Origin of the sequence: Spirosoma sp., assembly GCF_048594605.1 — a bacterium.
Classification (GTDB): domain Bacteria; phylum Bacteroidota; class Bacteroidia; order Cytophagales; family Spirosomataceae; genus Spirosoma.
Window position 1 is genome coordinate 1 of the sequence record NZ_JBMDWV010000064.1, and the last position, 22,637, is coordinate 22,637.

Annotated in this window: 22 protein-coding genes; 4 read left to right on the plus strand and 18 right to left on the minus strand. The window is 45.8% G+C overall.

The annotated features are described in order from the left end of the window. The 6 genes from ACOJS8_RS03625 to ACOJS8_RS03650 all read right to left on the minus strand — a co-directional run. A partial coding sequence (locus ACOJS8_RS03625) for an NADH-quinone oxidoreductase subunit L (RefSeq protein ID WP_420147169.1) occupies positions 1 to 1,149 on the minus strand: 1,149 nt, incomplete at its 3' end. Positions 1,150 to 1,210: 61 nt separating this feature from the next. Next, positions 1,211 to 1,846, minus strand: a complete 636-nt coding sequence (locus ACOJS8_RS03630; RefSeq protein WP_420147170.1) for a 2OG-Fe(II) oxygenase — start codon at positions 1,844 to 1,846, stop codon at positions 1,211 to 1,213. A gap of 28 nt (positions 1,847 to 1,874) precedes the next feature. Then, the gene (nuoK, locus tag ACOJS8_RS03635) at positions 1,875 to 2,186 is read right to left on the minus strand and encodes an NADH-quinone oxidoreductase subunit NuoK (protein WP_420147171.1); all 312 of its coding nucleotides are present in this window, start codon (positions 2,184 to 2,186) and stop codon (positions 1,875 to 1,877) included. Next, the gene (locus tag ACOJS8_RS03640; protein WP_420147172.1) at positions 2,173 to 2,718 is read right to left on the minus strand and encodes an NADH-quinone oxidoreductase subunit J; all 546 of its coding nucleotides are present in this window, start codon (positions 2,716 to 2,718) and stop codon (positions 2,173 to 2,175) included. The genes nuoK and ACOJS8_RS03640 overlap by 14 nt, the downstream gene beginning before the upstream one ends. Before the next feature lie 12 nt (positions 2,719 to 2,730). Then, positions 2,731 to 4,353 carry a 4Fe-4S dicluster domain-containing protein gene (locus tag ACOJS8_RS03645; protein ID WP_420147173.1) on the minus strand — a complete coding sequence of 541 codons (1,623 nt, stop codon included), beginning with the start codon at positions 4,351 to 4,353 and terminating at the stop codon, positions 2,731 to 2,733. Positions 4,354 to 4,419: 66 nt separating this feature from the next. Continuing rightward, a complete protein-coding gene (locus tag ACOJS8_RS03650) occupies positions 4,420 to 6,828 on the minus strand; it encodes an alpha-ketoacid dehydrogenase subunit alpha/beta (RefSeq protein ID WP_420147174.1) in 2,409 nt (802 codons plus the stop codon). Positions 6,829 to 7,070: 242 nt separating this feature from the next. On the opposite strand from ACOJS8_RS03650, the gene ACOJS8_RS03655 reads away from it, so the two are divergent. After that, entirely contained in the window at positions 7,071 to 7,505 is a 435-nt protein-coding gene (locus tag ACOJS8_RS03655) for a DUF1573 domain-containing protein (RefSeq protein ID WP_420147175.1), read from the plus strand. A 412-nt stretch (positions 7,506 to 7,917) separates the two neighbouring features. Continuing rightward, positions 7,918 to 9,066, plus strand: coding sequence for an acyltransferase family protein (locus ACOJS8_RS03660; protein ID WP_420147176.1), 1,149 nt, complete (start codon positions 7,918 to 7,920; stop codon positions 9,064 to 9,066). Positions 9,067 to 9,070: 4 nt separating this feature from the next. On the opposite strand, the gene ACOJS8_RS03665 is transcribed toward ACOJS8_RS03660, so the two are convergent. The 3 genes from ACOJS8_RS03665 to ACOJS8_RS03675 all read right to left on the minus strand — a co-directional run bounded on the left by ACOJS8_RS03665 (position 9,071) and on the right by ACOJS8_RS03675 (position 12,775). Then, positions 9,071 to 9,994, minus strand: coding sequence for an alpha/beta hydrolase (locus ACOJS8_RS03665; protein ID WP_420147177.1), 924 nt, complete (start codon positions 9,992 to 9,994; stop codon positions 9,071 to 9,073). A 57-nt stretch (positions 9,995 to 10,051) separates the two neighbouring features. Continuing rightward, positions 10,052 to 11,191 carry a serine hydrolase domain-containing protein gene (locus ACOJS8_RS03670; protein WP_420147178.1) on the minus strand — a complete coding sequence of 380 codons (1,140 nt, stop codon included), beginning with the start codon at positions 11,189 to 11,191 and terminating at the stop codon, positions 10,052 to 10,054. Positions 11,192 to 11,395: 204 nt separating this feature from the next. Further along, complete coding sequence (locus tag ACOJS8_RS03675; RefSeq protein WP_420147179.1) at positions 11,396 to 12,775, minus strand: sugar transferase; 1,380 nt, start codon at positions 12,773 to 12,775, stop codon at positions 11,396 to 11,398. 430 nt (positions 12,776 to 13,205) lie between these two features. Between ACOJS8_RS03675 and eboC the strand changes: the two genes are divergently transcribed. Then, positions 13,206 to 14,081: a UbiA-like protein EboC gene (gene eboC, locus ACOJS8_RS03680; protein WP_420147180.1), complete on the plus strand. Its 876-nt coding sequence runs from the start codon at positions 13,206 to 13,208 to the stop codon at positions 14,079 to 14,081. A 40-nt stretch (positions 14,082 to 14,121) separates the two neighbouring features. Here the strand turns inward: eboC and ACOJS8_RS03685 are convergent, their stop codons facing one another. The 8 genes from ACOJS8_RS03685 to ACOJS8_RS03720 form a co-directional block, all read right to left on the minus strand. Then, a complete protein-coding gene (locus ACOJS8_RS03685; protein WP_420147181.1) occupies positions 14,122 to 14,553 on the minus strand; it encodes a BrxA/BrxB family bacilliredoxin in 432 nt (143 codons plus the stop codon). 73 nt (positions 14,554 to 14,626) lie between these two features. Continuing rightward, positions 14,627 to 14,938 carry a DUF59 domain-containing protein gene (locus ACOJS8_RS03690; RefSeq protein ID WP_020599942.1) on the minus strand — a complete coding sequence of 104 codons (312 nt, stop codon included), beginning with the start codon at positions 14,936 to 14,938 and terminating at the stop codon, positions 14,627 to 14,629. Positions 14,939 to 14,950: 12 nt separating this feature from the next. Next, the gene (locus ACOJS8_RS03695) at positions 14,951 to 15,385 is read right to left on the minus strand and encodes a SufE family protein (RefSeq protein WP_420147182.1); all 435 of its coding nucleotides are present in this window, start codon (positions 15,383 to 15,385) and stop codon (positions 14,951 to 14,953) included. Positions 15,386 to 15,389: 4 nt separating this feature from the next. Continuing rightward, positions 15,390 to 16,628: a SufS family cysteine desulfurase gene (locus ACOJS8_RS03700; RefSeq protein WP_420147183.1), complete on the minus strand. Its 1,239-nt coding sequence runs from the start codon at positions 16,626 to 16,628 to the stop codon at positions 15,390 to 15,392. A gap of 84 nt (positions 16,629 to 16,712) precedes the next feature. Continuing rightward, the gene (locus ACOJS8_RS03705) at positions 16,713 to 17,630 is read right to left on the minus strand and encodes an esterase-like activity of phytase family protein (RefSeq protein ID WP_420147184.1); all 918 of its coding nucleotides are present in this window, start codon (positions 17,628 to 17,630) and stop codon (positions 16,713 to 16,715) included. 83 nt (positions 17,631 to 17,713) lie between these two features. Next, on the minus strand, positions 17,714 to 19,039 hold the full coding sequence (sufD, locus tag ACOJS8_RS03710) for a Fe-S cluster assembly protein SufD (protein WP_420147185.1): 1,326 nt from the start codon (positions 19,037 to 19,039) through the stop codon (positions 17,714 to 17,716). Positions 19,040 to 19,137: 98 nt separating this feature from the next. Next, positions 19,138 to 19,887, minus strand: coding sequence for a Fe-S cluster assembly ATPase SufC (gene sufC / locus ACOJS8_RS03715; protein WP_420147186.1), 750 nt, complete (start codon positions 19,885 to 19,887; stop codon positions 19,138 to 19,140). 128 nt (positions 19,888 to 20,015) lie between these two features. Beyond that, a complete protein-coding gene (locus ACOJS8_RS03720) occupies positions 20,016 to 20,729 on the minus strand; it encodes an SDR family oxidoreductase (protein WP_420147187.1) in 714 nt (237 codons plus the stop codon). Positions 20,730 to 20,906: 177 nt separating this feature from the next. Here ACOJS8_RS03720 and ACOJS8_RS03725 point away from each other — a divergent pair, with 177 nt between their 5' ends. Then, on the plus strand, positions 20,907 to 21,761 hold the full coding sequence (locus ACOJS8_RS03725) for a porin family protein (protein ID WP_420147188.1): 855 nt from the start codon (positions 20,907 to 20,909) through the stop codon (positions 21,759 to 21,761). 79 nt (positions 21,762 to 21,840) lie between these two features. On the opposite strand, the gene ACOJS8_RS03730 is transcribed toward ACOJS8_RS03725, so the two are convergent. Further along, positions 21,841 to 22,563, minus strand: coding sequence for a head GIN domain-containing protein (locus tag ACOJS8_RS03730; protein ID WP_420147189.1), 723 nt, complete (start codon positions 22,561 to 22,563; stop codon positions 21,841 to 21,843). Positions 22,564 to 22,637 lie beyond the last annotated feature (74 nt).

A 22,637-nucleotide genomic window follows, 5' to 3' on the forward strand; every position in this document is an offset into this window, starting at 1 on the left:
AGGTACTCCGGCTAAAGCAGATGCGCAGATCGTGTAAGTCCAGAAAGTTGTTGGAAGCACTTTACGCAGCCCTCCCATTTCGCGCATATCCTGAGTGTGTACGCCATGAATTACTGAACCAGCGCTGAGGAATAGCCCTGCTTTGAAAAAAGCGTGCGTTAATAGGTGAAACATAGCACCGCCGACGTTACCCATTCCCATAGCAGCTACCATCAATCCCAGTTGTGATACGGTTGAAAAGGCAAGTACTTTCTTAATATCCGTTTGAAACATTGCCGAATAACCTCCCCACAACGTAGTGATCGTACCAACTAACGTAATGACTGCCAATGCATCGGGTGAAAGTAACGGATGAATTCGAGCCAGCAGAAAGATTCCTGCCGCTACCATTGTAGCTGCATGCAATAAAGCCGACACAGGCGTGGGGCCTTCCATAGCATCGGGTAGCCATGTTAGCAACGGGAATTGCGCCGATTTGCCTACACAGCCCATAAACAGGCACAGCCCAAGAGCCGTAGATGGCACAATACCTTCCGTATTGCCCGTAATTGCGGCTAACTCAAGTGTGTCGAAGAAATAATACGTCAGAAAAATACCGATCAGGAATCCTGCATCGCCTACGCGGTTCATAAGGAAAGCTTTCTTAGCTGCCTGACTCGCAGAAAGTCGATCGGAATAGAAACCGATCAGCAGATAAGAGGCTAAGCCCACCAATTCCCAGAAAGCATATAACACCAAAAGATTTCCCGCCAGTACAATACCCAACATTGCCCCGACAAACAACTGAAGATAGGAGAAATAACGACTTAGCCTCGGCTCATCATGTAGGTATGAAAGTGAGTAAATCTGTACTAATAGTGCCACGAAATGCACCAGCAAGAGCATTAAGGCGCTAAGTCCATCCACCTGAAAGCTAACCCCCAGCGTAACGCCCGACAGTGTTGCCCATTCAGAGCGAACGATCAATGGTTGCGCGGTTACGTTTGTGGCTAAAACTATCGATAGCACCAGCCCTATACTTGTGAGCAGTACAGCAAAGCCCCCTGCTATTCGTCTATTCAACGCTAATATTGCCAGAAACCCCATAAAGGGTAACGCCAGCAAACCAGCAATCAGGATAGAAAATAACAAGGAAGCGTCGGTAGGCATTTAGAATCAATCTGAATTGGCCGCAAATATCCCGATTCTAATGTACGGAAACAAACAGCTTTCAAGCCGTTTTTAACCAGCCTGTCACACTTAAGCGTTCGCGTGTAGCCGGAAGTACTTCGTGTTCAAGCCGTCCACTTTCAAAACAGACCAGCCGACCACCTACAGGTGCAATCCTGATTTGCTGTTCAGTTGCCTCGTCAGAATCTGGCAAATAGATAGCTAATTGGCCTCCGTCTGCCTCCTGCCAGTCAGAATTGAGATAACAAATAACAGAAAGCTTACGGCGTGGATCACTACGGAACTGATCGAGGTGGCGCTTGTAGAACGTACCAGGCGGGTAAAGAGCATAGTGGAATTCGTGTTCCCGCAAGCCCAGATAACACGTCTGATTAACGTATTCGACAAAATCAGTGATACGCTGCAAAAAGGCAGCCTCTTCAGACGTTGCTGCTGCTTCCTCTATCCACAAAATTTCGTCGCCACGGATTGTATCTGCTACTGTTACGTTCTGATTGCCAACGCCCGCAGCCCGAAACTGACCCGCTTTCCGACGTTCATGCAGGCGGTTGGCCAGAGCGGTTACCTCATCAGGCATCAGAAAATTATCAGTTACTCCATAACCGTCGGACAAAATCCCTTCAATAATGGGTTCAAAAAGTAACCCGGCCGAAAGCCCGCGATCTTCACTGTTCATAATAAGGGCGGCTTTTATCCGCTTTTCTTCATTGTTTCAGTTCATTTAGCTCGTCGAGCTGAGCCGTGCGAAAATGTCGGTACACCTGCAAGACAATCGCCAGCGCTACAGCTGATTCGGCAGCCGCTACGACCATCACGAATAAAGTCAGCATCTGGCCCTGTAATCGGTCGGGATCATATTGGCTAAATGCGACAAGATTGATATTGACGGCGTTCAGCATCAGTTCGACTCCCATCAGCACGACAATAGCGTGCCGTTTTATTAGCACCACAGCCAAACCAATGCTGAAAAGAGCAGCCCCCACAAATAAAAAAAGATGGCTATCAACGGGTTGCATTCCGGAATGTTTTACGATGTGAAGCCGCTAGATACGTAGCACCAACCAGCGATGCCAGAAGAAGAATCCCCGCGATTTCGAATGGTACAACGTATTCAGTCATCAGCTGCTTTCCGATTGTATTAATACTACTTTGCCAACCCACGGGTTGATCGAGTAGTACAAAATTGGCACGTATCAGCAGCGCAACTAAAGCGACAAATACCCCCCCAGCGACGAGTAGTGCCACAAATCTATTCGCTCGTGGCCGATTTGGCGATGCAATTCGATTCGGTTGCTGGCTATTCAAAGATGGCTCGGCCTTATAGGTAAGCATTACCCCAAAAATGACCAACACAAGCACTCCACCAACGTAAATCATAATTTGAGCAACCGCCAGAAAATCAGCGCTGGCTAATACAAACAGCCCGGCGACGCCCAGTAAAGTCAATAGCAGGAAAAAAGCCGCGTACAGTACGTTACGTGTCAGCAGAACAGCCAACGCGCCGACAAGGGTTAGGATTGAAAATAGATAGAAAGCAATCTGAATCACTGATTTGTTCGGTTAGGCGGATTTATCGTCGTCCAGTTTTGGTTTTGGCTTCATAGTAGGTCGAAAAGCTGGTTTCGGCTTTAGCGATTCATCAACGGATGGCTTTACTTTTTCATCACTTTCTTCAATTGACAACGACGGCAGGCTCTCTGGTTTAACAGGTTTTTCTGCTTCGTTCGGAGCTTTAGCCGGTTTCATTGTGGGTCGAAAGGCCGGTTTCGGCTTTGGCGTTTCCGTCACCGTATTTTCCGCTTTATCCTCTGTTATACCTGCAGAAACCTGTTCTTCAGAATCAGTACGTAACCCTTCAGCCTTGCCCGATGCTGTACCCGGCTTCATCGTGGGCTTAAAGGCAGGCTTCGGTTTGGGCGTTTCAGTCAAATCTGCCTCTGATTCATTTTCTGGTTTATTTTCAACCTGTTGTGCAGGCTTCATGGTTGGCCGAAAAACCGCTGGCTTAGGGGTTGTTTGCTCTGTAGCTTCGGGTTTATCACTTTTAGATTGCTCTGATTTGGCAACCGGAGGCTTCATCGTGGGTCGGAAGGCCGCCGGTTTTGGCATAGCCGGTTCGGTAGCATCTGATGATGACGTATCAGACTCCTTAACCGGCGGTTTCATTGTGGGTCGGAAACCACTTGACTTAGCATTCGACACAGGCAATTCCACGTCTGTTTTTTCGCTATCCGTATCCGGCTCATCTGATATTGGTTTGGCTGTACCAGCAGATGGTTTCATACTCGGTCGGAAGTCAGTTTTTGGAACAACTGGTTTTTCAGATGAGGCTACCGGCTCATTTTGCTTTGCTTCAATCGGTACGTCAGTTGGAGGTACGGCCGGTTTCTTTGTCGGTCTAAATACAGGATGCTTTTTGGTTTCTATTGACCCCTGGCCAATTTGTTGCATTTCCTGTGGCGTAGCGTCTGTCAAAGGATGCTCGATGGACGACCCTTCCGAGTTAGCCGGTTCAGCCGGAGTTGGCTTTGCAACAGGTTTAGCCGTAGGTTTAAATACAGGACGAGCAGCCGGTTTAGCCGTTACCTCCGCCGATTGGGCCGCTTTGGCGGCCACTTGAGCAGCTTTAGCTTCTTCTTTTTCCCGTAAAAACTGTTCGTATAGTGACCGCTTTTCGTTGGCCTGTGAAGGGGTCAGGTTTGAAAAATGATACGTTAATTCGCCCAGTTCGAACTCACTGTAGTCGAACTTTTTATCCATAGTCAGGCACTCCGTAGGGCATACTGCTGTGCAAAGGCCGCAGTAACAGCACTTTGCCATATCGATATCGAACTTAGCGGCATATAGTCGAATCGGTGACCCATCCGATGCGCGTCCTACTTCTTCGGTAGCTTTAATGGCGTCAATTGTAATGCAATCGACAGGGCAAACTTTAGCGCATTTGTCGCACACAATACAATCCTCAATTTCATTACGTAGGCGATAACGTCCATTATCGGGAATTGGTAATTGCTCGTGCGGATATTGAAGCGTAACAAGGCCATTCTGCAGGTCAAAATAATTATCACTCGCAATACCCTGAGGAGTTCGACGCTTTGTTGCATTCCGAACATGCCGAAAGGTTAGTCCTAAGCCTTTTAGCGTTGTTCGAATGCCTGTTTTTATATCCTGAAAGTAAGACATTGTACCGTAATAAAGAGCGAACGTGTGGTTAACGAGAGGGTTTATACCCGATTCTCACTCCTACACTCAGAAAATCGAAGGGAAACGATCAGGTTCAGCCTCACTTATCAGACTGTACACCATCTCAATCACATCATCAACGTTGGGTTTGGAGAAATAATCCCCATCGGAACCATACGGAGGCCTGTGCGCCTTAGCCGATAAAGTGCGTGGCTGTGAATCCAGGTAGCGATACGCCTTTTGTTCATCAATTACCTGCTGCATCATATAAGCCGACGCCCCACCCGGTACGTCCTCGTCCGCAAAAATAACCCGATTCGTTTTTTTTATGGATTCGACAATTGTATGATGTACATCGAACGGAAGTAAGGTTTGCACATCAATTACTTCCGTACTAACGCCCATCTGTGCCAGTTGATTAGCGGCCTCCATAACAATCCGGCACATTGAACCATACGTAACAACGGTTATGTCGGTGCCGATACGTAACGTTTCGGGTACGCCTAAAGGCAAACAAAACTCATTCAGATTGTCTGGTAAAACTTCCTTTAAGCGGTAGCCATTCAGCGATTCAATCAGCAATGCGGGGTCGTCTCCTCTGATCAGCGTATTGTAAAATCCCGCTGCCTGCGTCATGTTACGTGGTACTAATACGTGCAAGCCCCGTAAGCTACCCAGCATTGCGCCTAATGGTGAACCGGAGTGCCAGATACCCTCTAGCCGGTGCCCTCGCGTGCGAATGATAACGGGCGCTTTCTGTCCACCTTTCGTCCGATACAGTAGCGTAGCCAGATCGTCCGTCAACGTAGCCAAGGTGTAATAAACGTAGTCGAAGTACTGAATTTCGACAATTGGACGTAGCCCACGCATGGCTAAACCAATACCCTGGCCAATAATAGTAGTTTCGCGAATGCCGGTGTCAGTAATACGTATCTCGCCGTACTTTTCCTGTAAACCCGCAAATCCCTGGTTCACATCCCCAATTTTTCCGACATCTTCTCCCAAAGCCACTACGCGGGGATCGCGGGCAAATAAGTTATCGAAATAGTTTTGAAGCAGCTGGTAACCATCAAGGACTGGACTATTGTCGGTGAATTGTGCAGCTATCCCTTCGATCAACATCGGGGAATCAGGTGATTCGCTGTACAAATGCGAGTTGAACCGCTCTTCGTTTTCAGCGTTTGTACGATCAAGCCAGACCTTCAGTTGCTGGCGTCCCGCGCCCGTATCCGCCCGCAGAATACGTAACGCTTTTCGCACAGCAGCAACAGAATCCCGACGCAGGGGCGAAAACGTCTTGCGCAGCTCTTCGCGTATGGCCATTATCTCATTGGCTTTGGGATTATGACGGGCAGCTTGCTGAAGTAAATCGAGCGCCTGATCAAAATCCTTTTTCATTGAGTTCTGGAATGCATTCCAGGCGGCAAGTCGTTCCTTCTTGGCAATTTCTTTCGCTTCTGCTTCAATAGTTTCCAGTTCTTCGTTGGTTGCGTAACCGTTTTCCAGAATCCACAGTCGAAATATCCGATTGCAGTCGTGCTCGGCTTCCCACGTCAATCGTTCTTTGGATTTATAACGTTCGTGTGAACCAGAAGTTGAGTGCCCCTGCGGCTGCGTAAGTTCCTGCACATGTACCAGCACGGGCACATGTTCCTGCCGACATATTTGTGCAGCTTGCTGGTACGTTTCCAGCAACGCTACGTAATCCCAGCCTTTTACGGCAAAAATTTCAATACCTTTTTCTTCACCATCTCGCTGAAAACCGGCCAGTGCTTTCGAGATACTACCTTTTATAGTCTGATACTCGACAGGTACCGATATACCATATCCATCATCCCATACCGACATCAGCAGCGGCACCTGCAATACGCCAGCGGCATTCATGGTTTCCCAGAACATGCCCTGAGAAGTGGACGCATCACCAATGGTAGCAAAAACGATCTCGTTACCATTGTGCGAAAAGTTAGTCAGCGTATTTAGACCAGGATTATTTCGAAACAATTTAGAAGCATAAGCCAGTCCAACTGAGCGAGGAATCTGGCCAGCCGTCGGCGAAATATCGCAAACCGAGTTGTAAAGCTCCGTCTGATTACGCCATAGTCCCTGTTCATCGAGCCAGCGGGTAGCGTAGTGGCCATTCATCGACCGCCCACCTGTATTAGGCTCAGCTTCCAGATCGGTATGGGCATATAACTGCGCGAAAAACTCCTGCCAGTTTAATTCACCCAATGCAGCCACAAAGGTCTGATCCCGGTAATACCCGGAGCGAAAGTCACCCCGTTCAAATGCCCGGGCAGCCGCCAGTTGCGCGACTTCCTTGCCATCACCGAAAATGCCGAATTTAGCCCGCCCTCCCATCACATCACGCCGACCCAACAAACTAACCTGTCGGCTTTCGCACGCCAATCGATAGTCAGATAGGATTTTTTCACGACTTAGAATATCTGTCGAGCGGAGTTGTTCGTTTGCTATCACAACAGAGCTACGGGTTGAAATCGTCAAACATTTAATTTATCGATGAAGCAACTGGTATCAGTTACATCTGTTACCAATCGAAAGTAAAAGTAAGATAAAACATGTCAGCTTTCAAGAAAACGATTTTTTGAGTTTCTTTGTTGACCGGATAACAACCCGTATGTTTTTGGGCAAACGGTTTGCTCTGGTTATCTTTACATGATTAGTATTTTAACAATCAAACTATAATTCCGTTTCGTCCGATGAAAAAAGCATTTTCACTTTTCGTAGCTTTATTTATGCTGGTCGCGGTGAGCTACGCCCAAAAAGGAGTCATGAAGTTTGCGAAGGAAACTCATGATTTCGGCAAAGTCGAGCAAGGCAAACCAGTAACCCACGTATTTGAGTTTAAAAATACAGGTACTGACCCCATTGTCATTAACGACGCTCAGGCTTCCTGCGGTTGCACAAAGCCAACGTTTGCTCGTGAACCAGTGCTTCCTGGGAAAACGGGTACGATCTCTGCTACGTATAACGCAGCGGCAATGGGCCAGTTTACGAAAACCGTTACGGTTACCAGCAATGCTGAGAATGGTAACATCGTTTTATATCTGAAAGGAGAAGTGGTAGCACGTAAAGAAGCGGAAACGGCTGGCACGGCTCCCGCTGCTAAAGACAAGAAAAAAACGTCACGCTAATTTACTGAAGGGTTAATAGTGTGGTTAAAAAAGGCATCTGGTCGTTTACCGGGTGCCTTTTTTTATGTTTGTTCTATTCTATTACTGCCCGGCGAACGTAGTATAGAATTTCTTTAGCCCCTGATTATCAATCACATTTATAGCCGATGAGGTTTCGTGATCACTCCTAAATTATTTACACGCACTTGTATTCGCGACAATGCAGCTTATATGATGCCACGCAAAGTGTCGTGGAGAATCTCAGGGGAGAATCTAGCGATCAGCACTGATTCTAATAACACTTGAAATAGGCTTAAAACTGGTTTTAATAGTCTCTGCTCTGGTAAATACTTGAAAACGCCACTCACTGAGCCATTATGGTTTGATGGGTTGCGTTTTTTGTATATCATTGCCTATTGCAATCCGTCAATCTATGCAACCATCTGTATCTGCCCCACAAGAACCTGCGCTTGCTCAACCTGCTCCCGTTCGACGCTTGTTGTCGCTTGATACGTTACGTGGATTCGACATGTTCTGGATTATAGGAGGAGAAGAAATTTTTCATGCCCTGGCTAAATCAACAGGTTGGGCCTGGGCAATTTTCATGGCGGATCAATTCACGCATGTTGAGTGGAACGGATTTCGTCCGTATGATTGCATTTTCCCATTGTTTCTTTTTCTGGCGGGCGTTTCAACCCCCTATTCTCTCGGTAGTCGATTAGCCAAAGGTGATAGCCGAGGCAAATTGGCTCAAAAAGTGATTATGCGTGGCCTGATTTTAGTACTGCTAGGTATTATTGTGAATAACGGCATACTTGCTAAACCGATTGCTGAAATGCGTTTTGGAAGCGTATTAGGACGTATTGGCCTGGCTGGTATGTTCGCCCAACTGATCTACCTCTATGTTCAGAATGAACGTGTACGATACGGTATTTTTGCGGGTATTTTGCTAGTTTATTGGGCTTTACTCATGCTTGTGCCGGTGCCCGGCTACGGAGCAGGAAACTTGACTATGGCCGGAAGCTTAGTAGGCTATGTAGACCGTCTGCTTATGCCTGGCAGGCTGTATAAGGTCGTTCATGATCCTGAAGGTCTACTATCAACCTTACCTGCTATCAGCACAGGCCTTCTGGGTGTTTTCGCAGGATCAGTATTACGTCGACATGGTATTCGCGATGGGCAAAAACTTCAGCAGCTTGTTCTGGCAGGCGTAGCTTGTATTGCGGTTGGGTGGGTATGGAATTCAGTTTTTCCGGTCAATAAAAACCTCTGGACCAGCTCATTCGTTCTGGTTGCTGGTGGATGGAGTTTGCTGATGCTTAGCCTATTCTATTGGGTCATTGATATGCAGAACCTACGAGGGTGGACGTTTTTCTTCGTTGTTATTGGGACGAATTCTATTCTGATTTACCTCGCAGACAGAGTCATCGACTTTGAGCATACCGCTCATTTCCTGTTTGGCGGCATCCTCCATTTCTTTAGCGAACCCGTTCAGGCAGTAGGAGCAGTCATAGCCTTTTTGGCCGTAAAATGGGGTTTCCTCTATTTTCTGTATAAGAAGAATACGTTCCTGCGCGTCTAGCCACTTATGGTTTAGAAGTGACCAATGTCAGAAGCCAGGCCTTGCAGGCTTCCGGCCATGTATTGAGAGAGCCAAACTTTGCAGTTCTCATTCCATAACCATGGCCTCCGGTGGGATATAAATGCATTTCGGCAGGAACGCCGTTTTTCAGACATGCCAAGTAATAATTAATACTATTCTCGACGGGAACGGCTTTGTCATCTTCCGAATGAACTAAAAACGTAGGCGGTGTCTGATTCGTTACCTGCAGCTCATTCGAGTAATAAGATATCATCTCTGACGACGTATTCAGCTTACCCAAAAGTTTGTCGCGTGAGCCTGCGTGCGCTTTATCGCCAAAAGTCACGACTGGATATAATAAAATAGCAAAGTTCGGTTTGGCCATTTCATTAGCCTGCGGCCCCCGGTTATAATGCGTAGCAAGCGTAGAAGCCAGATGTCCGCCTGCTGAAAAGCCCATAACACCTATTTTATCCGGACTGATGTTGTATTTAGCGGCATTCTGACGAACCAACTTCATTGCCTGCATGGCATCTATAAGCGGTACCTCGTGCTGGTTGGACATTATGTCTGGATTAGGCAAACGATATTTCAGTACGAAAGCAGCCACCCCCATTTCATTAAACCATTTTGCTACGTCGCTGCCCTCATGACTCGCTGCCAGAATTCCATATCCTCCACCAGGACAAATCATAACCGCTGCCCCATTCGCTTTTTCTTTTGCGGGTAAATAAACGGTTATTGTAGGCACTGTTACATTGCTGATACGTAAAATCCCATTTGCATCTGTTTCCGACTTTTCGGTGATCTGTGTTCCAGACAGTGAATTTGGTATGGCATTGTCGGGCCATAGTTTAACAATTTCCTGCGATAAAGAAATCTGAGGAAGCATAGTGACCAGAAGGATTGCAGCGAAAAAAGGACGCATGAGAAAAGAAAGTACAGAGATGTAAAAAAAGAAAGTCGGCCAATTGGCCGACTCTACTCATATTTCAACGTCATTGTCGCCAGCGGACATTTTATTGTTTGATCCTCCGTGTAATATTTCGGCCAGCTCTTTAACCTGATAAACGGTTGTGTTATACTTATTTCCGAGAATAATAATTACGTATTCATCTTTGGGGCTAAACCAGAACATGGTGTTATAACCCTTCCACCAACCTGAATGATATATATACTCAGGCTGGTTCATATCGTTAAGCATCATTCGGAATCCATATCCGTAATTTTTCGTACCCTTTCGTTCAAAACTGCGTGGTATGAATGCTTCTGCCAATGTCTTTTTTTGCAGTAGACAGTCGCCATTCAAGGCCCGATACCAGCGAAATAAGTCGCCTGTAGTGGAATAGATTCCTTTGTCGCCGACAACATCATCATAGTAATCTTTAGGAATCCGCCGATTCCATTGATACCCTGCTGTTCGATGATAGTTTATTGAATCATTTTTGGTGGTAGCGACAAACGTATGATGCATGCCTAGCGGCTCAAAAATATTCTTATGAATAAATGCTTCATAACTCTCACCTGTCACTTTTTCGATGATTGATGCGAGTACCATATAGTTTGTATTACTATAGCTAAACCCTCGACCTGGAATATTATAGCGCTGCGGGGTTGGCTTTACAGTAGCAAACCAATGCATGATAGTTGCGTTATTCGGATAAGGCTTTTCTTTTTTATAGAAATTGACCTTCATGCTGTCGTCGAAAGCGTATTGATAATTTGGCAGGCCACTCCGATGACTCAACAATTCGCGAACAGTAATGCCATGATATGGGAAATCAGGATAAAATTTCTGTATGGAATCCTCTAATTTGAGTTTTCCAGTTTCGATAAGCTTCAGAGTACCAACAGCTGTAAAGGTTTTAGATAAGGAGGCTAGTTGAAATTTAGAGTCTTCTACCAACGTATCACGCTCATTTCGCTCGAAGTGCCCTAAGCCAAAACATTTCTTATACAAGATCAAGCCTTTCTGAGCAATCAATACGTTACCATTCAGGCCACTACGTACCTTCTGACGAAAAATATCTTCTATTTTCTGCGTCTTCTCATCCGCATTTATTTGCTTCCGGATAGCCACTTGCTGATCGGCCGTTAGAATCTGATCTTCCGCACAGTTTCGCAATTTTTGAGCCTGTTTGGTCTCAGAGTCCTGGGCGCATGATAATAAGACTGTACCCGTAATCAGAAAAATACTAAACCAATTCCATTTAGAAACCCGCCCCATTCTTAAACGCATATTTCACAAAAATCAACTTTTACAAAAATAAGAAATGCCCAATATCAGATATCGAGCATTTCGTTAAAATAGCATGAAACCTACAATAATTTATTTGCCGCGCCCCTGAGCCATAACCCGGAGAGTTTGAGCGATAATCCACATATCAAATACAAAGGAACGCCGTTTTGGGTACAGAAGGTCATATCGTAATCGTTGTACCATCTCTTCAACGCTGGCTGCGTATCCATATTTGATTTGCCCAATAGACGTAATGCCGGGTTTTACCTCCAGCAAAGAGCGGTATTCCGGAGCAATCTGAACGATTTGATCAATAAAGAACTGCCGCTCAGGTCTGGGACCCACTACGGACATATCACCGATTAATACATTATAGAACTGCGGTATTTCATCAAGTCTGGTTTGGCGCATGAATCGCCCCCAGGGAGTAATACGGTTGTCAAGTAGCCCTCCCGACAAAACAGGCCCTGACTTTTCCGCATTCACATACATGCTTCGGAACTTATAGATTTTAAATGGCCTTCCTCCTTTGCCGATACGCTCCTGAGCGTAGAAAGTTGGTCCTTTTGATGTAAGTCGTGTTATAGCGGCCAGAAGAAGAAATACAGGCATACCTAAGCCAAGAGCGGTCAACGAAAATAGGATATCGAATGATCGTTTGAGTACACTGATACGCAGCTCAGCTAAGAGATCAGGCGATAGGTTTAATACTGGCAGAAAATCATGGTACTCGACCGAGGCACCGCGAGCTAAAAAGCCCCGAAAATCGACTAATAATTTTACCTGATAATTACCGACTTCTGCATGGTCAACGATAGCTTTTAATTGCTCGTTGCTCATATAAGTCAGACAGCAATACACACAGTCAATGCTTTCTTTCTGAATATAGTCCGACAGGTCAGCGTACGACCCGGTTAGTTCTCCCTTATTTTCAGTAGTGGGTTCATCGAAGTAACCCCGGAAGCGAAAACCCATTTCAGGATGAGCCTCGTAGAAACTAGATATTGAAGCAGCCAGTTTACCGTACCCCGCAATAACGTAACGTCGGTTATTATATCCTCTTGATCGATACTCTCTCAGGAAAACCAATCCTCCAAGCCTGAATATTGCACCTAACCCTAGAAATAAGGTGTAGGAAATTAACATATGCTCGCGAGAATAATAATACCCTCTAATGGCTACCCAATACATTGAGATGACTGCTATGTGGATTGCAGTCAAAACCAACATCTTTTTTAATAAATGGTCAGCTTTAAATAGTTGTCGGGGAAATGTATATGGTCTGAACAATAAAATTTCAATCAACCAGACAACATTAAACAACAGCCAAAACGACGCGTATGGTGCACGAGCTACACCATCTATTTCCTGAAATTTAAGCCAAAATGCGCCAACAAAGGCTGTATTCAGACTTATGAAATCAACGATTACATGAAGCGGGAAAAACAGTATGGAGTAACGGTGCCTCATATTTGTTGCATTTACTAATAAGTGTATGGCCAGTTAGACTGAACATATCTCCGAAAGTAGCGTATCAAGATAGACAGCTTTTCTCAAATTTATATTACAAGAATTTAATTAGGACGGCTAATTTATAATAAAACCAATAAAAATTCTATTTATCTAAGAACTAATTAGCCTACGGCCGTTTAATTGATCAGGCTCTTATCCATCGAGCCTAATATTAAGATGCGCAGGCCTGCCATAAACTGCGAATCATCCATCTCCGTGAACAGCTTTAACCCTCATATCAATAATGGTTATTTTAGAAGTTTGGTACTAAAAGGCATATGATCGTCTGTTTTATGATTTAGCATCACTTTTATACTTATTTTTTATCGTTGTATGAAATTATTAATCTGAACAAAGAATTTAAAGAGTAATAAGTTATTAGTATATTATGTTGAAAGCACTTCTTTCTCTTACCCGTCCCGCTAATCTTGTTACGGCCGTTGCCGATGTACTAGCAGGTATGGCAATTGCGGGGTATTTTTCGGTTCCTAACCCTCCTCCTGCCGCAGTTGGCTGGCTCAGCCTGGCCACGGTCTGCTTATATGGTGGTGGCGTCGTATTTAATGACGTATTTGATGCCGATTTGGACGCCATCGAACGACCAGAACGGCCCATACCGAGCGGCATCGTTCGTAAAAATACAGCGGTTTTGTTAGGCGCAATTTTATTAGCTTCGGGAATTGGTATATCACTCATTGTTAACCAAACAGCTGGGTTCCTGGCTATTGGCATCGCTGTTGCGTCTCTTGTATACGACCGATATGGTAAACATCATAATTGGCTGGGCCCGGTTAATATGGGCTTATGCAGAGGCTTAAATCTGTTGTTAGGTATTAGTATTCTGCCCGACCAGGTATTGCCCTGGGTATGGGTTGGTTTAGTGCCGATTGCTTATATCGCAGCTATTACAATGATTAGCCGAGGGGAAGTGCACGGGGGAAGCGCTACTACGTTACAAGCGGCTGGTTTATTATATGCCCTTGTAATTGGGTGCGTGGCAGCTCTGGCACAACAACAGCATCAGTTAGGTACAGCGTTACCATTCTTATTATTGTTTGGCTATTATATTTTCCCTCCGCTTTGGCGAGCAGTCAAAGATCCAGTAGGGCAAAATATTGGTCTAGCTGTGAAAGCAGGCGTATTATCGCTTATTGTCATGAATGCAGCCTGGGTAGCGGCCTTTGCCTCGTTTCCGCTGGCTCTTCTGGTCTTTTGCCTGCTGCCTTTATCCCGGCTACTGGCAAAATTGTTTGCTGTAACGTAACAAAAAAGCCCCACTATTTGAGCGGGGCTTTTTTGTTACGTTACGCATTTGCTGGCGTACAAAATTCTTCGAGTGCCATCTCCAGATGCTGAGCAATCATTTGCGCTGAACGGCCTTCAATGTGATGACGCTCGATAAAATGCACTAGCTCACCATCTTTAAAAATACCAATCGCTGGTGACGATGGTGGATAAGGCAGCAGGTATTCCCGCATTTTAGCTGTTGCTTCCAGGTCACCACCGGCAAATACGGTCACCATTTTATCCGGTTTTACGGGACTGGCCGCCAGAGCAGCTTTCACACCCGGGCGAGCAGCACCTGCCGCGCAGCCGCACACCGAATTTACCACAACCAGCATGGTGCCTTCAGAACTTTCCATGGTGTTCACTACGTCTTCGGCGGTCGTTAATTCTTCAAACCCAACGCTCGTCAGGTCTTCCCGCATCGGGACAAGCAAATGAGGAGGATACATAATTTTAGTAGTTAGTCATTAGTTGATAGCCCTCAATATTAATGCGATCACACCAATAGAGACGGCTTATATTTTACATAAACCCAAGTTCCAATTTAGCAACTTCCGACATAAGTTCGGTAGAATAAGGCGGATCGAATGTTAATTCTACACTTACATCGTTCACCCCTTCAATCGCTCGTACTTTCTCTTCAATTTCGGCCGGAATAGAACCCGCTGACGGACATGATGGAGAGGTCAGCGTCATTAAAATATAAACGTTGTTGACCGGGAATATTTTGATCTCATAAATCAAACCCAGTTCGTACACATCTACCGGGATTTCCGGATCGTAAACGCCTTTCAGGGCCAAAACAACCTGTTCTTTTAACTCTTCGTCGGTCATCATCTTAGTACGTTAATGACTATTTTCTGAGACGGAATAAGCCCGTCCGTACGCTTTCATTCGTTCGATCATCGAAGCCAGACCACCTGCCCGTAGGGACGTAATAAGATTGCCCATACCAACGCGTGGAATGAAATATAAGTCAGCATTGGCAATATCTTCAGGTTTTTCGCCCGACAAAACCCGGATCAACAAACCCACTAATCCCTTCGAAATCTGGGCAGTTGGTTCACTATCTCCATAAAAATACAGCTTATCATCGTTCAGTTCGGCATCAACCCACACTTTCGACTGACAGCCTACAATCCGATTCTCGTCATTTTTTCTTGACTCAGCCATTGGGGGCAACTTCTTACCCAAATCAATTATGTATTGTGTCTTATCGAGTTGATCTTCGAACAAGTCAAACTCTTCAATAATCTCGTCTTGTTTCTCGTTGATTGTCATCCGGTTACAACATCATTTTCTGGACCCGGCGTAAGCCTTGCACGAGCCGATCTATCTCATCTCTGGTGTTATAAACCGCAAACGACGCCCGCGTAGTTCCGGCAATGCCAAAGCGCTGCATTAGCGGCATGGTACAGTGATGACCCGTACGAACAGCAATGCCCTGCTGGTCCAGAATTACGCCAATATCCTGATGGTGAATTCCGTCCATTACGAAGGAAATAACCCCAATTTTGTGCTTAGCCTGCCCAACGATACGTAGTCCGTCCAGTTCACTCAACTGTTCTGTTGCATACTGAAGCAAGTCGTTCTCATGGGCTGCGATGTTTTCCTTGCCTAAATTAGCCATGTATTCCAGCGCGGTTTTAACCGCCACTACGTCGGCAATATTGGGCGTACCAGCCTCAAACTTGTAGGGCAGATCATTATAGGTGGTTTTGGCAAACGTAACCTCTTTAATCATTTCGCCCCCACCCCGGTACGGTGGCATGGCATCCAGAATTTCTTTTTTACCATAAAGCACGCCCATACCTGTCGGGCCGTAAAGCTTATGTGCCGACAATACATAGAAATCAGCGTCGAGAGCCTGCACGTCCAGGTCAAGGTGTGAACTGGCTTGTGCTCCATCAATCAAAACCAAAGCGCCAACTTCGTGTGCTTTGTCAATAATCGTCTTGACCGGATTGATTGTACCTAAAGAATTCGATACGTGCACGCACGAAACGAATTTGGTACGTTCCGACAGAAGTTTTTCGTACTCCTCCAGAATTAGTTCCCCCTTTTCATCAACCGGAATAACTTTCAGCACACAGCCTTTCTCCTCACAAAGCATTTGCCAAGGAACAATGTTGGAGTGGTGTTCCATAGTCGAGATGATAATCTCATCCCCTTCCTTCAGGAACCGACGACCGTAGCTTTGAGCCACCAGATTGATTCCATCCGTAGTGCCATATGTGAAGATAATCTCCTGCCAGTGTTTAGCGTTCAGAAACGCCTGAATAGCCCGGCGCGATGCCTCAAAAGCCGCTGTGGCTTGCTCAGCCAGATGGTGAATTCCCCGATGAATATTCGCATTATACCCCTCATAATAACGGGTCAGGGCATTAATGACTGGCAGCGGCTTTTGGTTAGTGGCGGCATTATCGAAATAAACCAGTTTTCGACCGTTCACTTCCTGATCAAGGATAGGGAAGTCCTGGCGAATTTTCTGAATATCGAGGGTAGTTTCTGTAGCTGATTGCATGTCGTATTCGTACTGAAAAAGCGACTATTGATACGTTGACAGTGTCATTAATGAAACGTAAAGGTAGGTCGATTAGGTTCGTGTTTATTGGCGACGTAGCACAATTACCTGATTACGTAGCGTCGGATTCCGACGAAAATTATCATCGGCCATTAACACCAGTGTCTGCTTTTGTTCATCGGCCCAGGCCATCGCTTCCAGATTACAGACAGTTCCCGGATACTCCTGGTTGAAATTGAAAGCCAGCGTTTTTTCCAGGATGTGCGCTTTTTCGTTCAGTGTTGCTACGTATAAATTCGCTATAAGACGCTTTTGAGCGGCATCATAACATCGTTCCAGTACCAGAAGGCGCATCTCATCGACGGACAGAATTTCGGATATTCCACCCAGACGTTCGTCTCCCTGCGCAAAGGGGCAACGATTTATTGGGTAGGCGTAACGCTCAGCAACAGGATCGGGCGCGAGGGGATTAGTATAACGAAAAAACGATATTGTATCCTGACTCATGCGCGCCTGGCCTTCCCAGCCCGCTTCAGGAGCTAGCCACAACGTACCAGCCGGCGTTATAGCTATTCCTTCGAGTCCTTTATTCGGGCCGGGCAAAGGCATTTTTAAAAGCACTTGAGCCGACGTATCGCTGACCGATTTTCCGTAAAGCAACGACGTAACGAACTCATGTTCATCAGTCCAGAAGTACGTACCAGTTTGCCTGTCATTCCGAATACTTTCAAACCAGAAAGGTGTTTTCTGGGCCGATTTCAGGTGCGAACTATCGCCTAAATCACGTATAGATCGAATGTTCGAGAAAATAAAATGCCAGCCCCGATCGCTCACCAAATGCCATTCATTGGTAGCTGGGTTAATGTCAAGGCCAGAAATGCCCCGTAAACTATCTCGTACAAAAGGAATCGTTAACGAATCACCCTGAAATGTAAAACGAATTGATTGACCTGATGAAACGAGAACAGTAAATAAAAAAGCTACCAGTACCAGTAAACGCATAGAAATAGCGAGAAACAAAAAATGGATAATGCTACGTTAGGCAGCCATTATCCATTTTTCACTGTACATTATTTATTCTAAGACTACTTGCCCAGTTTCTCCGTCACAACCCGCTCCAGATATTCGCGAATGGGCTGAATTTTGATCTGACTCAATACGTCCTGCGAGAAGGCATAAAGCAATAATGTCCGGGCTTCATCTTTGGGAATTCCGCGCGAACGCATGTAGAACAAGGCTTCGTCATTCAACTGTCCCGTAGTTGTACCGTGCGAACACTTCACGTCGTCAGCAAAGATTTCGAGTTGTGGCTTGGTATTCATCGACGCACCAGGCGACAGTACTACGTTCTTGCATGACTGATATGCGTTGGTTTTCTGGGCATCCTGTCGAACAAATATCTTGCCGTTAAATACGCCTGTGCTGTTGTCATCCAGAATCCCTTTATACAACTCATTGCTGTACGAGTTGGGCATGGCGTGATCCACCAACGTGTGGTTATCGACATGTTGCCGACCGTTTGGCATGTACAAACCGTACATAAACGCTTCGGCGTATTGTCCATTCAGCACAATATTCAGGTTGTTCCTAACGAAATTCCCGTTCAGCGTTACGGTAGCCGAGTAGAAATGGCTGTTATCCGTTTGGAAAACCTGCGTAGTACCAATATGATACGCCTTTTCGGTTTCGTTCTGCACCTTGTAATATTGCATGCGGGCGTCACGGTCGAGTGCTATTTCCGTTACTACGTTCACGAAACTAGCCTGATCACCCAGCGTCCTATACGATTCGGCCATCATCACTTCGGCGTTTTTACCAACCGTAATGAGATTCCGCGGTTGCGACGAAATGTTTTTCTGACGAGCGTCAGTAATAAAGCGTAGAATAATTGGCTGCTCAACTACCGTATTGGCGGGCACCCGTACTACCACTCCATCGTTAGCCAAAGCTGTGTTCAGTGCTGTAAACGCGTTTTCCTGATAGTCGGCGTAATGAGCAAAATGGGCGCCAATAAATTCAGGATCAGCTTTGATGGCTTCGGCAAAACTCGTAATCTGTACCTGCTCAGCCGGACTTACAATCCGGGAAAGTTCAGGATGATAACGACCATTCACAAAGTACAGAATATTACCGTCGAGGTTTGGTATCTCCAACGGCGCCAGATCATCGGAAGTTAATGTGGTAGTTTCGTCAAGATCGAACGACTCTTTAAGCAATCCATTTACATTAGAGTATTTCCATTCTTCGTGCCGAATAGTTGGAAAACCCAGTAAATCAAATTGCTTGAGGGCCGCACGCCGGAGCTGATGCAAAGGCGCTTTGCGTTCGCCATTCATTCGCTCTTCGTTATCGCGGAAGGCGGCCAGCAACTGGTTTTTAAAATCGTTATATGATGCGTAAGAAGGAGTCATTCTTTAATAGTTTTCAGTCTTCTGGTTTACAATTGGCTGGCGGCTATAATTTGATTCGTTAGCCAACTGTGAACCGAAAACTCACAAACTGTAAACGCTTATAGTGCTTCGGCTTTAATCCAGTCGTATCCTTTTTCTTCCAGTTCGAGGGCTAATTCTTTTGGACCAGATTTAACAATGCGTCCTTTATATAACACATGCACATAGTCGGGCACGATATAGTCCAGTAGCCGCTGATAGTGCGTAACGACGATGGTCGAACGTTCGGGCGAACGGAGTTTGTTAACCCCATCGGCTACAATACGTAGTGCATCAATGTCCAGGCCTGAATCGGTTTCGTCCAGAATAGCCAGTTTGGGTTCAAGCATAGCCATCTGAAAAATTTCGTTACGTTTCTTCTCTCCTCCCGAAAATCCTTCGTTCAACGACCGACTTAATAATGACTGGTCGATGTTAACGAGCTTCATCTTTTCTTTCATCAACTTCAGAAACTGCACAGCATCGAGGGGGTCCTGCCCACGGTGTTTTCTGATTTCGTTGAGTGCTGTTTTCAAAAAGTTAGTCGTGCTTACGCCGGGAATTTCTATCGGATATTGAAATGCCAGAAAAATACCTTCAGCAGCACGCTCTTCGGGAGCCAATTCCAAAAGATCTTTTCCGTCGAATAGTACGCTGCCACCCGTCACTTCATAGTCTTCCCGGCCAGCCAAGACAGATGCCAGTGTGCTCTTACCAGCCCCGTTTGGACCCATAATGGCGTGAACTTCACCAGCATTAACCTCCAGGTCAAGACCTTTTAATATCTGCTTATCGCCAATAACGGCTTGTAAATTACTGATGGATAACATAATAGAATTATAGCGTGACGGCCAAATGAAGCCGCAAAGATAACAGGCAAAACGGTAACTGCCCGACTTGGTAACAAAATCAGGAACTTAAAAGTTGACACCGTTTAGGATATTATCTGCTCAGTACTTTACCAATCTACTTCCTGTTTATCATGCCAGAATTTACCGGTTTCCGATTGGGGGGCAGCGGTGGCTAACCACACAATGGTTTCAGCGCCTTTGTCGACGGACCGACTGGCATGCTGTCCGCCCATGTCGGTACGAACCCAACCCGGATCTACACAATTAACGGCAATGTTCTGATTCTTAAGTGCCCCGGCAAATTGTTTCGTTACGGCATTTAGCGCTGTCTTGGAAATGCTATAAGCCGGAGCATAGGTGCTCATATCTTTCAATGAACCGGCTCCACTCGATACGTTGATGATGCGGGCACCATTTGGGCTTTTCTGCAGATGTTGTAAAAAATCCTGCGTCACCAGAATAGGCCCAATAACGTTGGATTTCAAGGTACGATCAAGCATTTCCGTATTCAGCTTGAGAATATCTTCACCATGGTCTTCCAGAATACCGGCATTGTTTACCAATACGTCCAGATGATCGGCTTTTTGAGAAAACGTACCGCATGCAACCCGGATGCTAACCGGATCTGTTACGTCGAGCTCTATAAAGGTGGCCTCGTATCCTTGCTGACAAAGCTCTTCCGATGCTTCCCGGCCTTTAGCCGCATCGCGGGCACCAATAAATACGGCGAAACCCTGCTGGGCCAGTTGCCGGGCAATCTCTTTTCCAATTCCTTTATTAGCCCCCGTAATCAGGGCCGTACGCTGGTGTTCAGTTTTCATAATTACTTCGCAACGGAGTGAGTAAATAGGCGGTGTAAAGCGGTTCTTGTTATTTACTTTACTTCTCTCTAAAATGTTTTGTCAACAAAACCGTATACTCAACTAAATGACCGTTGCCTCAGACATGTTAAAGGATTTAATATTTTAGCGACTAATCTTACATAATTATCACCAACTATGAACTTCCTGAAATGCTTTTATTCTTTTCTAACCCTGCTTGTTGTGTCAACGGATTTGTCGTTTGCGCAAGTTAGTAGCACAACAGCCACTCAGCCGACGTCAACGACCAGCACAAACAGAAGGCAGGAGTTGTATGATCAGTATCATGGTTATAACAAAAAATCCACCACTACGTCCCAAACGAGCACACCTGCATCGACTCCTGTTACACCGCAACGTCAGAGCCCGACTACAGACTATAGCAGCTCACAGCCCACGACAACTCGTCGGACACAGCAGCCGGTAACTTCACAAGTTGCTACGTCGAGTTCATCGGGTGTTCGGATTGGGGTACGAGGGGGCGTTACGAATATATTCTTTACTGAAAACCAGCCGTTTCTAAAGCCCAGGCTGGGCTTTGTAGGAGGCTTGACTTTCAATTTTGGAGCCGGTATGTTTTCTTTCCAGCCAGAAGTAAATTATGCCCGTTATGGATTAAAAGTGAGCGACGACATAGGGCTTATATCGCTAAAAGGCGCTGTGGACGCGCTAGAAGTGCCTCTATTTCTCAAGATCTCATCGGGTAGTTACGATGGGCACCGCTTTTTTGTAAACGTCGGTCCTTATGCCGCCTATCTAGCCAGCCGAAGCCTTGAAGGGAAAAAAATACCGATTGATAATTCAGAAAATCGTTTCGATTTTGGCGGTGCACTTGGCATAGGCGCTGCTCTGAAAGCCGGACCGGGCCACGTTACGATCGAAGCTCGGGGTATGTATTCATTTGGAGATCCAGATATCGGCTTTAACACCAATAACAGAGCCATTAACAGTCAGTTAACTGTTGGCTATTCATTCCCGCTGGGAGGTCAGTAAACATAGACATTTAATTTCTCATAGAGTGGGTTTTCAGAATGGCGACGACCAGTTGGGTGTCGCCATTTTTGTTTCCTTCCTAACTCTGCTTCCGTATTTTAGACAGCCCCGTTGCGTCCTGCGATTTAACTGTAGGATTGCCCGTGTAATTGATTGTGCTCACGCCATCTGCTGATGCTGACAGTGTTTCCGTTACGTGAATATCGGCGCGGCTGGCTCCATCGAGCTGAATAGTAGCCTGCGTAATAGTTAGTTTCTCGGCCTGTAATTTACCAGCTCCCGACAGATGAATGTCAGCTACTGTAGCCGTTCCTTTTAAATTTGCCTGCGATCCTTCTTTTACTGTCAGGTCTAGCTTCTTTGTGGTAATTGCTGTTATCAGTCGACTACCCGTTTCGACCGTGGTAGCTAATGATTCACTCTGAATAGGTATATCCGATTCGACAGAGCAGCCGGTACTGACAAGTATCCGATTGAGGTTTGCTACGTGGATGGTTACGGTTACCGTTTTTGTCTGCTTAAAGGTTTGCTTCTCCGATAGCATTACGGTGAGTTCGCCGTTTTTTACATTGGTTATTACGTGCTCGAGGACGTTACTTTCTCCTTCCAGATCGGCTTTAGTAGCGTCTCCAGCTACAATACGTACCCGCATGCCAACTCGTACTGCTAATTTGTTGAAACTACCGATGGTACGTTGTTGCTTAATAACCTGACCGTTACCAACAAGTCCATTCTGAGCGTGGATAATCTGGCTAAACAGAAGCGTTACTACGATTGCCAGACTTATTTTTACTACGTTCATACGTAAAGCGATTTAGTTGATCTTCCTGAATGATGCTATTGCCGTCGCAAACGTTGCGTCAGCGGTCTAATCTA